The 14,502-nt window shown below is 45.3% G+C and carries 14 protein-coding genes; 12 read left to right on the top strand and 2 right to left on the bottom strand.

The features are described 5' to 3' along the window. The first annotated feature begins 409 nt into the window (after positions 1 to 409). From NQ495_RS01550 to NQ495_RS01520, 7 genes are all read left to right on the top strand, one after another. Positions 410 to 664, top strand: a complete 255-nt coding sequence (locus NQ495_RS01550) for a plasmid mobilization protein (protein WP_232208921.1) — start codon at positions 410 to 412, stop codon at positions 662 to 664. After that, the gene (locus NQ495_RS01545; RefSeq protein WP_009134741.1) at positions 649 to 1,410 is read left to right on the top strand and encodes a relaxase/mobilization nuclease domain-containing protein; all 762 of its coding nucleotides are present in this window, start codon (positions 649 to 651) and stop codon (positions 1,408 to 1,410) included. The genes NQ495_RS01550 and NQ495_RS01545 overlap by 16 nt, the downstream gene beginning before the upstream one ends. 36 nt (positions 1,411 to 1,446) lie before the next feature. After that, the gene (locus tag NQ495_RS01540; protein ID WP_009134742.1) at positions 1,447 to 1,950 is read left to right on the top strand and encodes a hypothetical protein; all 504 of its coding nucleotides are present in this window, start codon (positions 1,447 to 1,449) and stop codon (positions 1,948 to 1,950) included. A 152-nt stretch (positions 1,951 to 2,102) separates the two neighbouring features. Next, positions 2,103 to 2,477 carry a DUF4377 domain-containing protein gene (locus NQ495_RS01535; protein WP_009134743.1) on the top strand — a complete coding sequence of 125 codons (375 nt, stop codon included), beginning with the start codon at positions 2,103 to 2,105 and terminating at the stop codon, positions 2,475 to 2,477. A gap of 38 nt (positions 2,478 to 2,515) precedes the next feature. Further along, on the top strand, positions 2,516 to 3,460 hold the full coding sequence (locus NQ495_RS01530) for a M12 family metallopeptidase (RefSeq protein ID WP_050808011.1): 945 nt from the start codon (positions 2,516 to 2,518) through the stop codon (positions 3,458 to 3,460). 583 nt (positions 3,461 to 4,043) lie between these two features. Then, a complete protein-coding gene (locus tag NQ495_RS01525; protein ID WP_009134745.1) occupies positions 4,044 to 4,415 on the top strand; it encodes a DUF4377 domain-containing protein in 372 nt (123 codons plus the stop codon). Positions 4,416 to 4,470: 55 nt separating this feature from the next. Beyond that, on the top strand, positions 4,471 to 5,652 hold the full coding sequence (locus NQ495_RS01520) for a M12 family metallopeptidase (protein WP_009134746.1): 1,182 nt from the start codon (positions 4,471 to 4,473) through the stop codon (positions 5,650 to 5,652). An 80-nt stretch (positions 5,653 to 5,732) separates the two neighbouring features. Here NQ495_RS01520 and NQ495_RS01515 read toward each other — a convergent pair whose 3' ends face one another. Together NQ495_RS01515 and NQ495_RS01510 are read right to left on the bottom strand one after the other, a co-directional pair. Continuing rightward, entirely contained in the window at positions 5,733 to 6,992 is a 1,260-nt protein-coding gene (locus NQ495_RS01515) for a Y-family DNA polymerase (protein ID WP_009134747.1), read from the bottom strand. Between the two features lie 12 nt (positions 6,993 to 7,004). Then, positions 7,005 to 7,442 carry a LexA family protein gene (locus NQ495_RS01510; protein WP_009134748.1) on the bottom strand — a complete coding sequence of 146 codons (438 nt, stop codon included), beginning with the start codon at positions 7,440 to 7,442 and terminating at the stop codon, positions 7,005 to 7,007. A 1,883-nt stretch (positions 7,443 to 9,325) separates the two neighbouring features. Between NQ495_RS01510 and NQ495_RS01505 the strand changes: the two genes are divergently transcribed. From NQ495_RS01505 to NQ495_RS01485, 5 genes are all read left to right on the top strand, one after another. Next, the gene (locus NQ495_RS01505) at positions 9,326 to 10,021 is read left to right on the top strand and encodes a hypothetical protein (protein ID WP_009134750.1); all 696 of its coding nucleotides are present in this window, start codon (positions 9,326 to 9,328) and stop codon (positions 10,019 to 10,021) included. A 40-nt stretch (positions 10,022 to 10,061) separates the two neighbouring features. Next, positions 10,062 to 10,517: a hypothetical protein gene (locus tag NQ495_RS01500; RefSeq protein WP_009134751.1), complete on the top strand. Its 456-nt coding sequence runs from the start codon at positions 10,062 to 10,064 to the stop codon at positions 10,515 to 10,517. Positions 10,518 to 10,947: 430 nt separating this feature from the next. Next, positions 10,948 to 11,955, top strand: coding sequence for an adenine-specific methyltransferase EcoRI family protein (locus tag NQ495_RS01495; protein WP_009134752.1), 1,008 nt, complete (start codon positions 10,948 to 10,950; stop codon positions 11,953 to 11,955). Next, positions 11,945 to 13,033: an HNH endonuclease family protein gene (locus NQ495_RS01490; protein WP_009134753.1), complete on the top strand. Its 1,089-nt coding sequence runs from the start codon at positions 11,945 to 11,947 to the stop codon at positions 13,031 to 13,033. The genes NQ495_RS01495 and NQ495_RS01490 overlap by 11 nt, the downstream gene beginning before the upstream one ends. Positions 13,034 to 13,055: 22 nt before the next feature. Then, the gene (locus NQ495_RS01485) at positions 13,056 to 13,622 is read left to right on the top strand and encodes a hypothetical protein (protein ID WP_009134754.1); all 567 of its coding nucleotides are present in this window, start codon (positions 13,056 to 13,058) and stop codon (positions 13,620 to 13,622) included. The last annotated feature ends 880 nt before the right edge of the window (positions 13,623 to 14,502 follow it).

Here is a 14,502-nt window from a genome sequence, read left to right as displayed (position 1 = left end):
TTATGATGCTTCATAAATTATATCTAACATTGCGCTGTCAGGCGCACCGCTTCCGCGATGCGCCGGGCAAAGCGCCCCGGCAAAGAGCAAATCCGGTCGCAGACCGGATTTTGTTGTCGTCAGACAACAGCGAGCTGTACGTTTGTATGCCAAAAATATTTTTGGCATACAAACGTGTTCGCCGCCTCAGCGGCGGTGTGAAACTCCATAGTCGTTTCACCTTAAAAAATAATTTATGGGAACAAGAAAAGCCGGGCGACCGAAAATGACCGACCGCAAGATTTACCGCTACAATTTCAAACTCGATTTCGAACAGCAAAACCTTCTCCTGAAAATGATTCAGGAAGCCGAATGAACGGGCACGAAATCCCGATTTATCGTATCGAGACTACTCGGCAAGGAACTGAAAGTGGTTAAAATCGATCGGTCCGCCGTAGAGTTTTACAACCGTTTGAACGATCTTTTTTATCAGTTCCGGGCCATAGCGAACAACTATAATCAGGTCGTTCATGCCATTCATCGGGGATTCAGCGAACGTTCCGCATCCCGATTCCTGTCCGAACTTGTACGGCACACAAGAGAACTGAAAGCGGTCAGCGAGCAGATACGCGTCCTGATCGGTCGATTCAACGACAAATACCTACGCGAATGGTCGCAAAAATAACCTCCGGTACCTCGCTCTACGGAGCATTGGCTTACAATAAGCTGAAAATAGACGAAGGCCAGGCACGGATAATCGGCAGCAACCAGATCCTGCTTCCCGGCGGCGACCCTTCGAAGCTGGGAATACCTCAAGTCATGCAAGAAATCGAACCTTATCTGGAGGCAAACCGCCGGACAAAGGTACCGATCTTCCACGTCTCACTCAATCCCGATCCGCGCGACAAGCTGTCCGAGGACGAATTGACGGCAATCGCCCGCGAGTACATGGAACAAATGGGCTATGCCGATCAGCCTTATATCGTTTACCGGCATGACGACATCAAGCGCAGCCACATCCATATCGTCTCGGTTCGTGTGGACCGCGAAGGGAAGAAAATCAAATCCGGCTTCGAAGCCCGGCGCTCGATGAAAATACTGCGTGAAATCGAAAAAAAATATCATTTGCATCCAGCAGTAAAAGGGCAATCCGTGAAAGATTTTCACGAACTCCGCAAGCTGGACTATACTGCAAGCAATCTCAAGCAGCAGGTATCTTCGATTGTTCGGGCGGCTTTAAGCAGGTACCGGTTCCCGTCGATAAAGGAGTTCAATACGCTACTCAACACCTATAACATATATGTGGACGAGATCAAGGGGGAACAAGATGGTAGATCCTATCAAGGCATTGTTTACGGAGCGATAAGTGACAAAGGAGAAAGGGTAGGCATTCCAATCAAATCGAGCAAGATTGGCAAAGATGTAGGCTGAGCGGTCTTACAAAATAAAGCCGCAGAGGGGCTACGAATGCTCCACGAAAAACCGGTTATTCCACGCAGAATAAAAGAGTGTATCATCGAGGCGGCACGGGCATCGGAAACGAAGGATGAATTTATCGTCCAACTCAAGAAACGAAATATCAGTGTCGTTTTCAGAGAAACGGACAAGTGCAGAATCTACGGAACCACCTTTGTTGACAACGAATCGGGAATCGTATTGAACGGCTCCCGGCTCGGCAAGGCATATTCATCCAACGTGTTCGAAAAATTGTTCAACGATCCGGCGACCGACAAAAAAGCCCTCTTAGAAAATATGGAAGCTGGCATACATTCGCAGGCTATCGGAATACCGGAACACAGCGGCAGGGAAAAACACATTTTGCCCGAGTTACTGCAATCGGCAGCGGAAGCGGTCAATATTCTTTCGACAGGTCTGGAAAACCAACCGATACCTGTTGAAGAATGGGATGATATTCAAAACGAGATTCTGAATCGAAAGAAACGCAAAAAGAAACAAAAGGTTAAATTATAGGAAAGACCTTATTTTCCAGAATGCCGAATAAACAGTGAAACCCATGCGCCAGATGCCTCATTATTAAATATATTTATTTTGCATTGTGTGGGATATTGTATAATACAATAGTAAATTTTATCATAACTTCGATATGAAAATATTAGCCAACCATGAAAAGTTATCTTCAAAATTCCAAAGCCATTAAATCTTTTGTGATTATGGCTGTTTGTGCAGTCGTTTTTTGTTATTGCAAAAAAAACGACGATGACATTATGATGACCGTAGCATCCAGAAAAGGCAGTTGTTATGTCGTTGAGAAATTCAGCTGCTATATCGTTCGGATCGGCAATAGCCCGGATTGGATGAAAATCACCGATAATATAAATGGATTCGAGTATGAACCGGGATTCGAGTATGTTATCAAAGTCCAAAGGAAACAAATCAATAATCCCCCCGAAGATTACAGAGGAGAATATATCCTAAAAGAAATCGTCTCCAAAGAAAAGAAAGACTCCGGGAACCTGCCACCAGATCCCGAATGGTGACCGGGCGCTTATGTAGTTCGGGCAAACTCGCTTAGATTATGGAAAAAAAGCTGCTAATGTTGCTTTTGGCTTCCTGTATTATGGGATGTGCAAAAGAAAAAGAGGGTCAGGATCTAAAATCACCGGAAATTCAAAGATTAGAGGAATATAGGCCAGGAGTTCCCAGAGAATCATTTGTCAACACGAAAGGAGCTGTAATTGAAAAAATTGATTCCGTGTATGTGATCGAGGGCGATATTCTTTTATCACAGAAACAAGCGGAAGAATTCGGTGCAGTTGATACGAAAGGGGCCTATCTGAACGATTATCGTTGGCCCGATGGCATTGTATATTTTTGTTGGCCGAATTTTGTGAATCCCCAAGGAGGTATAGTATCAACCAATACATTCACGCAGACTGACAAGATATATGCAGCGATGAACTATTACCATAAACTTACTGGCGTACAGTTCCGTCTATGCACAAAGGTCTCACTCGGACGAGTTGGTCAGGGGATTTTGGAACAGAACCGAATAGAATTGATCGATGGCGAAGGGTCTTATTCTGCGCTCGGTTGTCAGGGAGGTGTGCAAACTCTCTGTCTCGATCCCAGTTGGGCTACCGTCGGGACGGCTATTCACGAGTTGGGACATGCGATCGGACTACTGCATGAACAGTGCAGGTGGGATCGGGACAACTACATTGATATTATATACAATAATATACAGGGAAACAAACAGCATAATTTCGACAAATCATCCAAAAAACATCAGGTGTCTTCCAATTTCGATTTTAATTCAGTCATGCTCTACGGCTCCTATAATTCATTTGCCGTGGATGAGTCGAAACCGACCATGAAAAAAAAGAACGGCAGTACATGGAATGCCCAACGCTCTTATTTGTCAGAAAGTGATTTAGCCGCCATTCGACAAATGTACCCTTTCCAACCCTGTAATGTCGTTTTACAAAAGGATACCAGTAGCCATTCTTATAGACGACAATAATCACTGAGTAATTTCACCCGTGTCTTTCCAAACGATCATTGCATAATTCAGGAAATTCGATAAATTTGCGGAAGAATCAGTCGGGAGCAAGGGGAATGACCTTTGAATCTTTCTGAACGCAGTATAAGGCGGAATATACTGGAACAATCGGGGCGTACATTTGTACGCCCTTTTTTGTGCATAAAATTCGACATGGAATTGAACATACGTTCATGAAAAGCTTGCTTGTTCAGTTAATGGTCTGGTTTATAGCTGATGTAAAATATTGTTTTGCTATGTTCAATTGCGATTGTGCGCTCAAAGAATCTATTTATATAACAAATAGGTTTATTCGCAATTTTTAATATATTACACAAAAAACTATAATATATTTTAGGTATATTGTTTATAGAATATATATAGCACGTTCTTCAGACCAAGCCTCTCGTGCAAAACGTAAAAATGTGATTATGACAATCACTGTCTTTATTGCATAAACAATTATATACAAATAATTTAGATTAGAAACGGAATAAACCGGGTATTCTTTCGGGGAGTGCCGGTCAACGACAAAACTTTTATTTCACCAATCACCCTTAAAGCTATGAATCCGAGAAAACTAATCCTAATCTTCGGGGCGATAATTCTTTTTTGCTCTTGCAAAAAGGACGAAAATGATAAGGTCATATTTTACACGGTAGCGTCGGAAAAGGTTTATCGTTACGGAGCTTTCGGCGAGGTTCCGTACTATGTCGTTAAAGAGAAAAATGACAACGACTGGAAAGTCTTAAGGAATGACATCCAGGGGTTTTTCGACTATGAACGGGGCTATGAGTATCGAGTGGCAGTCGCAAAAATACATGTCAAAGAACCGATGCAAGATGCCTCCCCGATCGAATATCATTTGTTGTATATTATTTCCAAAACGCTGAAAGATTCCGAGAACTTACCGCCGATTCGTTGGGAAAATCCGTAGGAGGTCGAACTATACGTCCGTCACATTGCACCCTCATAACTTAAATTATAGCCTTATGAAAAAGATTTTGTTAGTGGTGTGTTTGTATTGCGGCATGATAAGCTGTAATAACAATGAAGATGTTCAGCCGGACGTTGTACTCACAAAGTCCCTTAGCCAGCCGGTGACACGATCCGTATCGGGGAATTCCGAGTTTATCACGCTGCCCTGCGGGATGACTGTCGAAAAAAGGGACAGCCTGTATATTCTGGGCGGGGATATGCTACTCAGTCAGGAACAAATAGACCTGTTGAGTCAACCTCAGCCCCGTTCGGCAGTTGTCAATGCCTGGGTTCGGTATTGGAATGCCGGGAAAGTCTATTATGAGTTTGCTCCCGGTTTTTCTTCTGTCAATGACGCGCAGGCTGCCTTTCGTGAGTGGGAATCAAAAACAGGGATCAGGTTTTATCCCAAAACGAGTTCGACCAAAGACTATATCGTTTTTGGAAATTCGACCGAACGATACACCAGTTCGTCGTATTTGGGCATGAAAGGAGGTGTCCAGAACTTGCTGATATGGCCGGGAAGCGGCGCGGGTGCAGTAGTCCATGAATTAGGCCACGCGATCGGGCTTTTCCATGAACAATGCCGCTCGGACAGGGATCAATATGTAACGATTCATTGGGACAATATCGAACCTAAGAAAGAATATAATTTCGATATTTACCACGGGTTAGCAGGATACGATGTAGGACCGTTCGACTTCGAATCAGTGATGATCTATACTTCATCTGCCTTTCTGAAAGAAGGATTAAACCCGCTGTATAATTTTACCATGACGAAAAAAGATGGTGGCGCGTGGTTGTTGGACAATTCCTCTTTGTCGGCAGGAGACGTCGCAGGAGTGAAATTTCTATACGGTCCTCCCTATGTTTCGCTTCAGACAGAATTGGACGAGGGATACCAGTATACGGATTATTGGGATTATTACGACGCCAACACCCTTTATTTCTTCTCCGATCAGGAGCGTAAAAACCGAATCACGACTACCTCGTCTCGCTTGGTGACTATCCAAGAAAGCCGATATGTAAAACAAGGGTCTCCGCAGGTTTCCGTTAACAGCAGTGATTACGGTATAATTATTCCTGCCGGAACGACACAATATTCTTTAGGACGGTCGTGGCATTGGGGACAAAATGATTATGGGAATACTGATTATGTAGATGAATATGTGTATGTGATGAATCCCGGTTTGTAATTTGGCGGTATTTTTGATTTGGAATTGAATAAAAGAGCCGCCGAAATATTAATTTCGGCGGCTCTTTCGTAATTAAGCTGCTAATCGGTTTTCACTACGATAATATCGCGCAGATCGGTCGTATATCGTTGGGAAAGGTGTTCCTGATTCATCCTGAATGCTTGCAGTCCTTCAGCCGCCACGCCGAGAGTATACCGTCCATAGCGGGTGTTGATGCGGTCGAGCGCGTCCATGATCCGCGAGTGCCGCTCGTCGGCCGGAATAAACAAATGCCGCTGCACGCCCTCGCGGGGTTGGATGTCCGATAAAATCACGCCGCCTTTTTTGTAGGCATATCCTTTCGCGTAAATCTGCCGCAACATTTTCCCGGCACATTTCACCAGATCGAGCGTGCTGTCGGTCGGGACGGGTAGTTTCATCAGGACGCTTTCATAGCTTTGCGGCTGATCCGGCTTGAATCGGTTGGTTAGCAGGAACACGATGATTTCGCCACAGACGCTTTTCTGCCGCCGGAGCTTCTCAGCACAGGACGAGGCGAACAGGCTCAGGTCGCGCCGGATCTCGTCGTAATCCGTCACATCATGCGGAAAACTGCGAGAGGTACATATCTGCTTCTTCTTGGGCGGCACTTCCTCGAATCCGATGCACGGCTCGCCGCGCAACTCTTTCCACGTGCGTAGTCCCACGACGGTCATGTACTTGCGGACCCATTCGGCAGGTAGTCGGGTGAAATCATAAGCCGTGTTGATCCCCCGCGCGGTCAGCATTTTTTCGTACCGCCGACCGATTCCCCAAACATCCCCGATCGGGTATTTCCGCAGGACTTTTTCAATATCATCGGGCCGGTACATCAGACAGCAGCCTTGCAGCTTCGGGTATTTCTTGCATAGCTTACTCGCTATTTTTGCAAGCGTTTTCGTCGGAGCGATCCCGAGACTGACCGGAATGCCCGTCAACCGCCGAACCGTCCGGCTGATCGTGTGGCCGAGTTCGTCGAGCTTCGTTTCGTCCATGCCGCTGAGGTCGAGAAACGCTTCATCGATTGAATAAACCTCCGTGGCCGGAACGAATCGCCGGAGCACGGACATCACTCTCGCGGACATGTCGCCGTATAATGTGAAATTAGACGAAAACACCGCGACACGGTTCTTTTCAACTACCTCTCGGAGCTTGTAGAAAGGATCGCCCATGCCGATCCCAAGGGCTTTCGCTTCGTTGGAACGGGCAATAACACAACCGTCGTTGTTACTGAGCACAACGACAGGGCGGCCGATCAGGGCCGGATCGAATACCCGCTCGCAACTTGCATAGAAATTGTTGCAGTCCGCTAAACCGTACACGAATAGCCTCCGCTAAAAAAGATTGATCGACGCGATAACCGTTCCCCAGACGATCAGCTCGTCGTCCGGGCTGACCTCGATAGGCTGGTATTTCGGATTGGCGGGCATCAGGAAAATTTTATCGTCGTGATGCTCCAAGCGTTTCAGCGTAAATTCGCCGTTCAGATAACACACGACAATATCACCCTCGCAAGGCTTCATTTTCTTTTCAACGACAAGGAGATTTCCGTCGTATATCCCGTCGTCGCGCATGCTGTCTCCTGCCACCCGCGCGAAAAACGTAGCGGCCGGATCGCGGATCAGCAGCTTGTTCAGATCGATCGAGCCCTCGATAAAATCGTCGGCAGGCGACGGGAAGCCCGCCGACACGCCGCTGCCGACCAACGGCAAATCCACATGGGTATCTGTTTGCGCCCGCAGGAGCGTAATCTTCACTTCTTCCTTTGACATGGGTGATAAATAATAATCTTGTATAGTCTCTTATATAATTTCTATCGGGAATTATACCCTGCAATAAAACGCCCGGAATATACCCGATGTTGTCTCTGTGCTTCCTGCAACGCAGGTCCTGCGATCCATTGAATTGAGAACCAAAGGGGGATGGCGACAAAAAAACGCACGTACAACAAACTGTAATTTTCGAGCGTTGTTATTGCGGATATATAAAATATCCCTATATTCGCCCCCGACACGATTATAGTAATGATTATGAACGATCGATTTACTGACAGCGACAGGTGTGCCGACAGGCATGCGGACGGTAAATAGTTCATCCCCCTCGCGGCATGGACTTTTCTGTTCCGTGCCTTTTCACCCGCTTACATAAAAAACGAACGATCCCGGCTTGCCAGGACAAAATTGCATTCTCAGGGAGAGCCGCCAGGCGCGTCCTGATACAATCGGTCAGGGTTTTAGCAGGAACGGGTTTAATTTGACAAAAACTGAAATAATCGAGTACCCCGGCGTTGCGAATTGCGATTAAGTTCGTATATTTGATTCAACGATTCGCCGGAACAAGGCGGTTGTTAGCTTTGCATGGTTAAAATCTGGTAAATTTTGAAGCAGCAAAGCACAAGACAAGCCCTTACGCATCGGCTCACGCCTTGCGGGGTATTCTCATTCCACGTCACAGGCGTGGGCCTTCTTGTGCTTCTATGCTTCAGGGTCTTACCAGAACCTTAACCAATATAAGTTACAACGGCCCACGCTTTCTCATTTTCCGACGGATCATAACTTAAAATAAAAAGTTATGCTATCTTTGCGGAGTAACGACACGGCATTGCCGTAACATATTCAGTTAAAGGTTAAGACAACCTTTACGCCGTTCAGTAAACTCGCGACTGCTATCGAAGATAGCAGGTTTTCTCTGGTGTAAATCTTGTCCGAAACCTGAGCTATGCCCCGGCACGTGTTGCCGGGGCGGGCTTGGGCGTAAGGGCAGTTACCAGAGAAGGCTCGCGAGGCCGACTGAACGGGACTGTACCTGCGTCCTCGCCCTTTTTTATACCCTGCCGCAACGGACTGATCCGTCGAGCAGCACACTGCCAGAGGACGCCGGGAACATTCACGAAGCACTCACTTCACCCCGGTCGATATGTTACGGTTCCAATCCCACACTTGTCGCTTATTGTTCAGCTTATCGTCCGTCGCGGGATTCGTCCGGCGGCGCGTTCCGCTTTGCGGCAATCTTATCCCAAACCGATCTTTACCCTATATAAATATAGAGGGGTGCGGTCATTCGTTTCTCCCATCGGGCGAGACGAACAACTCCCGGACTGCGCCCCTTTATCCTGTTTCAGCCCGTCCCACGAGGGAGTGCGCGGCGTCCGCTTGTTCGTGTAAGGGCTTGCAGACGGAGAAACCTTTGCCGTCGCGCTCCCTCACCGAATTCCCGAATCATACCAATTATAAATTACGTCCCGATTCTTTCATGGCCGGGGGCATTTCCCGCAAAGCGATAGCCGGGCAGCGGTCACGCGCTCAAAGGAGATGCCCCCTTTTTTCTCAGGTCAACCGGATTCTGTTACGGCACTTCGTGCAATTTTTTCATAATCATTTTAGGTTAGTTGTAAGACCGGAGCGTCCCGGCGATATCCATGTGGCAACAGGGTTAGTGTTTGTGTTGCCGGGCGTTCCGTGTCTTCCGCCTCAGCAGCTTTCGCACTCCCGCACAGGGCGGCATCCCGGCTCGCCGGAACCTACCGGTACAGTCAAAGGCGGCGAGTCCGGGGTGTCCCCTGTGCTTTTCCCACTTATTAAGTTTGGACGAAAGGAAATAAACTTCCGGCTTGTTCCCTTTCTTTAATTGATGCAATAATTTCGACATCGAACGTATGAACGACAACGCCATTGCAGATCATCGAAAATGTGTGCAGTCCTGCCGCGAGCGGTTGCAGTTCGTGCTGGACTATTCCGGCATACCGTCGTACAATGCGCTGGCGAAGCGACTCGGCCTCAAGCGGGCTGAAAACCTGTACCAGATACTCAAGGGCAACAACGGAATCAGCGGCGATCTGGCATTTCGGATCAACAGCGCGTTTCCCGACATCGGTATCGGCTGGCTGAAATCGGGCTGCGGGAGTCCGCTGCCCCCGTCGCTGTCCGAGCCGAATATGTGCATGGGCCTGAGCATGCGGACGGAGCGGAACGAAATACCGCTGTATACGGACTTGCGCTTTCTCGCCGACGGGGATGATGAGCCGGACAGAATACTGCCGTTCCCCGTTTGCCTTTGCCCGGAAGCGGAATTGGCGACCCTGTGCCGGACCGACGCTTTGGCCCCGCGCATCCTGCCCGGAGCGTATATCCTGCTGCACCGGGTCGCAAGCGACGACATTCTCTACGGCGGCATCTATTTCGTTTCGACCCGGTCGTATCAGCTTTGCCGTATCGTCCGGCAGGACGAAGCGACGGACCGGTTGCGGCTCCTTTCGACGAACCCCGAAGAATACGGCGAGCTCGTCATCGCCCGCACGGACATTCTCTCCCTCTTTCACGTCTGCGGGACATTCCACCGCATGAACGACTGATTTACGATACTGTCTTATAACTCCTTCAACCGATACCGCCATGTTCCGACCGACCGAAACCTTTTGCCGAAGCCTCGCTTTTATTCAGACGCACGACCGGATCGTCTATCCGGACGATCTTCCCGACGAGCTGCTCGAAGCGTGGATCGACCCGGAAGCGGACGATAGCATGGGCCATATCGCAATCGCGCGGTTGTCCCCGACCCGGATTTACACGGCAACGCCCGACGATCAATCGATCCCGCTCAAGGTGTTCGTGTACACCTACGACCGGTATTGCAGCGAAAGCTACCGGGAGCGCGGGCCGGAACGCTGGCTCGACCCGTCGGCCGAGAGGCGCTACCTGCAATTTCAGTTTATCCTGCAAACGCTCCGTTACGACCGGGAGCACGGCACAGCGGTCTACTCGTCGCACATCGACATTTTCGACTACGGCGATTACGAGCGAATCGTGAGGGAAATAGCTGAGGACGATACGGATGAAGAATCGAACTGATCGTCGTATTCATTTATTCCCTTTACGGCAGAACACAACTGGCCACCCGTTTCCGAAACGCGCATGTACATTAATACGGTTTTTAAGAACGGATGGTAATCATCCGACCTATTTGCGTGGTTCTGGGTAGCGTGCAAGTACCGCGTGCCGTTTTCTTTCGGAATCGGAACTGAGATCAGTCATGAATGCACAACTCCCTACTACAAAACTGCGATCGAGCGGGATATTTTCGTATTCTGCTGCGACTACACAGATATATGCCAAAATCACCAACGGCAAGATAGGCAAAGATATGGATGTATTAAGTGAGAAGATCGCAGATAAGTTCAAAATGGCTCAATACACGATACCGTCTCAGGGAATATTTATATATCTTTGATGTAACTTTCAAATTATAATGCAAAAGTTGTAAAAAATTGTTGTTAATTTTATGGGAAGGAAAATTTTAAATCAAAACTTAAACAATGCTAAATCATCTAAAAAAGATGAATTTTACACTCAATTATCAGACATCGAAAAAGAAGTAAGGCATTATAAACCTTATTTTAAAGATAAAGTTGTTTTATGTAATTGTGATGATCCCCGCATAAGCAATTTCTTTCATTATTTTTCCTATAATTTTGAACAATTAGGTCTAAAAAAATTGATTGCAACCTGCTATAAGAATAAAAATGCAGAGCTATTCACTGATAATCAATGTGAGGAAGCAATTTATCTGGAGTATACGGGCGATAAGAATGGAGATAACATTCCTAATCCCGAAGAAATTGGCGTAATTTCATTAAAAGGTGATGGCGATTTTCGTAGTCAAGAATGTATCGAATTATTAAAACAAGCCGATATTATTGTAACAAACCCGCCTTTTTCATTATTTAGGGAGTACATCACGCAATTAATGAAATACAATAAAAGTTTTCTCATTTTAGGGCATCAAAATGCAATCATATACAAGGAAGTATTCAAATTTATAAAAGATAATAAAATTTGGTTGGGGATCAACAATGGCGGAACAAAGTGGTTTGAGGTGAAAGATCACTATGATATAACTACCGAATCACGCAAAAAGATTGAAAACGGGAAGAAATATTTTAGTATGGGTAGTGTAGTGTGGTACACGAATATGGAAACCGCAAAACGCCATGAAGATTTGATATTATATAAAAGGTACTCGGAAAAAGAGTATCCAAAATATGATAATTATGATGCGATCGATGTTTCTAAGGTTTCAGATATTCCAGTGGATTACGAGGGTATAATGGGAGTGCCTATCACCTTTCTCGATAAATACAATCCAGATCAGTTTGAGATAGTTGGGAGCAATAGGGGCATTGATCAAGATCCGAATGGAATATACGGACGCGGCTCATATTTAAATGGCAAAGAAACATTTAAACGATTATTCATTCGTAATAAAAAGGTTCAAAAGAATGAAAATTGAGTTGAAGAAAATTCCTGTTAGAGAATTATCTGACGGTTATATTGACAATGCTGAATGTGGCGTTATGGGATATTATGGTAAACTTGATATTCGGCCACCGTATCAACGTGAATTTATTTATAAGGATAAACAGCGCAATGCCGTAATCGATACCATAACAAAAGGTTTTCCTTTAAATGTCATGTATTGGGCAGTTCGCGAGGATGGGAATTTTGAGATCATTGATGGTCAACAGCGAACAATTTCAATTTGTCAGTATGTGCATAGTGATTTTTCTGTGAACGGGTTGGCTTTCCATAATCTGCCCAATGATAAAAAGGAGCAGATATTAAATTACGAATTGATGGTTTATTTCTGTTCGGGTGCAGATAGTGAAAAACTTGATTGGTTTAGAACTATAAATATCGCAGGAGAAAAACTTACCGATCAAGAATTAAGAAATGCTGTTTATTCTGGTAGTTGGGTGTCTGATGCCAAACGGTATTTCAGTAAAAATGGCTGTGTAGCGGTAAAAATAGGAGGCGATTATCTTAATGGAACAGCAATACGGCAAGAGTATTTAGAGACGGCTATTAATTGGATATCATGTGGAAAAATAGAAGATTATATGTCAGCTCACCAACATGATCCAAATGCAAGTGCTTTATGGCGATATTTTCAAGATGTCATTTCATGGGTAAAAACTACATTTACTGTTTATAGAAAGGAAATGAAAGGTGTACCATGGGGACCGTTATATAACACTTATAAAGATGAAGTGTACGATACTGATGCTATTGAGAAAGAGATTTTAAAACTGATCGATGACGATGAGATTCAAAATATAAAGGGTATATATCCATATATCCTGACTAGGGAAGAGAAATATTTGAATCTCCGCGTATTCGATGATAAGACCAAGCGTAAAGTTTACGAAAGACAAAAGGGTATTTGTCCGCGATGTGGTAATAATCGGCATTATGAATTTCATGAAATGGAGGGAGACCACATAAAACCTTGGCATGAAGGGGGAAAAACGGAAGAAATAAATTGCCAGATGTTATGTAAGGACCACAATAGGAGAAAATCAGGAAAATAAAAATTCAAGCATAATCTGAACAATGGATTATAATTTTTGGAAAGACAGATACAAAGACAGCTGGAATAAAGCTGCAAAGAAAGAAAAAATGGTCATTGAACTGATTGAAAGCAGAACAGGCCAAAAAGTAGAATTATGTGGACTGGGTGCTGGTTCTAACGATTATCTTTCTGGGTCAGCTTCTGATTACAATTTCACCAAAGGCGATGCTGATCTACATATAGAAGATTCCGATTTTTTTATTGAAGTAACAGGCCCAAATATCAAAGTTAATCCTTCTGATGCATTATGGATCCGACCAGATAAAATACAAAATGCTTTAAAAAAGATGGAGAAAGGAATTGGGAAAGGTCATTTTATTATTCATGTAATTGAGAGAAAAGATAATTCTCAAACTATGTTACGAGTAATTCCAATAAGTCCAGAGCTTATGAATTTTCCTACTATTCATCCTTCAATTCGCGGTACAAGAGAGACGTATAAAGAAATTCCTGCAACGTACGATGGTATAATATCGATTGAGGATTTTGTCGCCATGGTCTTAAATAGATATAATAAAAAATTGTATAGTTCATCAGCTTTCACATGAAGCTTTGTATATTTTACAATATTTATTGTTTATTTTAAGGACGTTAGATATAGACGGCAAGCAGTCCCGCCCTGTGCCGACATTGTTTGGGATATCCGCTGAGCGAATCCAATTATCTTACAAACGCTCCGTTACGACCGGGAGCACGGCACAGCGGTCTACTCGTCGCACATCAACATTTTCGACTACGGCGATTACGAGCGAATCGTCCGGGAAATAGCTGCGGACAATGCGGATGAAGAATTGAACTGATTTTCCGTATTTTTTTAACCGGGTACCGCCATTTTTCTTTACCTTAGCCGGAAATTACTTTTCGAGGTCATATTCTGAAAAACCAGGACGTTAAAAATTTTCGGGCCGACGAAAAAATAGTCGATCCAGGCACGCACCGATTACCGAATTTTGTATATACATTTGTTCAAGATTCGTCGGGATTGGCGAATTGTCGCTTTACTTCACGGAAATCCGCTAAATTTTTGTTGAAGTAGTAAAGCACAAACGCTCCGTTGATCGAGGCTCACGCCTGCGGCAAAGGGGATATTATATACCATGTCTAACGGCGTGGGCTGTTTGTGCTTATTACTTCTGGGTCTTAGCGGAACCTCTGTGAAATGAGTTGCAAACGCCCGCGCTCGTTTTGTCTGAGACGTACCGTCGACGTCGAATCCTTTGAACATATTGTTTTGCCGTCGCCTTTGTCGGCGATGCCACGGAATACCCCGTCATGAGGCCCATAGGACGCCGGGGTGGGCGCAGGCGTTCGTGCACCGATGAAACGCCGCTTACGTATCAGCGAACGCGCTGCGCCCTTTTTTTGCAACGCTGAGTACAGTTTATGTTTATAATCTATCGAATCGCATTTATCGAATAGGTAAGGATG

Source organism: Alistipes indistinctus YIT 12060, assembly GCF_025144995.1.
GTDB lineage: Bacteria > Bacteroidota > Bacteroidia > Bacteroidales > Rikenellaceae > Alistipes_A > Alistipes_A indistinctus.
This window is presented reverse-complemented; position numbering and strand designations above follow the sequence as displayed.

Excerpts from the sequence above, each read along its gene's own strand:
- NQ495_RS01545 (WP_009134741.1), top strand. The coding sequence starts at position 649 with ATGGTCGCAAAAATAACCTCCGGTACCTCGCTCTACGGAGCATTGGCT.
- NQ495_RS01540 (WP_009134742.1), top strand. The coding sequence starts at position 1,447 with ATGCTCCACGAAAAACCGGTTATTCCACGCAGAATAAAAGAGTGTATC.
- NQ495_RS01535 (WP_009134743.1), top strand. The coding sequence starts at position 2,103 with ATGAAAAGTTATCTTCAAAATTCCAAAGCCATTAAATCTTTTGTGATT.
- NQ495_RS01530 (WP_050808011.1), top strand. The coding sequence starts at position 2,516 with ATGGAAAAAAAGCTGCTAATGTTGCTTTTGGCTTCCTGTATTATGGGA.
- NQ495_RS01525 (WP_009134745.1), top strand. The coding sequence starts at position 4,044 with ATGAATCCGAGAAAACTAATCCTAATCTTCGGGGCGATAATTCTTTTT.
- NQ495_RS01520 (WP_009134746.1), top strand. The coding sequence starts at position 4,471 with ATGAAAAAGATTTTGTTAGTGGTGTGTTTGTATTGCGGCATGATAAGC.
- NQ495_RS01510 (WP_009134748.1), bottom strand. The coding sequence starts at position 7,442 with ATGTCAAAGGAAGAAGTGAAGATTACGCTCCTGCGGGCGCAAACAGAT.
- NQ495_RS01505 (WP_009134750.1), top strand. The coding sequence starts at position 9,326 with ATGAACGACAACGCCATTGCAGATCATCGAAAATGTGTGCAGTCCTGC.
- NQ495_RS01500 (WP_009134751.1), top strand. The coding sequence starts at position 10,062 with ATGTTCCGACCGACCGAAACCTTTTGCCGAAGCCTCGCTTTTATTCAG.
- NQ495_RS01495 (WP_009134752.1), top strand. The coding sequence starts at position 10,948 with ATGGGAAGGAAAATTTTAAATCAAAACTTAAACAATGCTAAATCATCT.
- NQ495_RS01490 (WP_009134753.1), top strand. The coding sequence starts at position 11,945 with ATGAAAATTGAGTTGAAGAAAATTCCTGTTAGAGAATTATCTGACGGT.
- NQ495_RS01485 (WP_009134754.1), top strand. The coding sequence starts at position 13,056 with ATGGATTATAATTTTTGGAAAGACAGATACAAAGACAGCTGGAATAAA.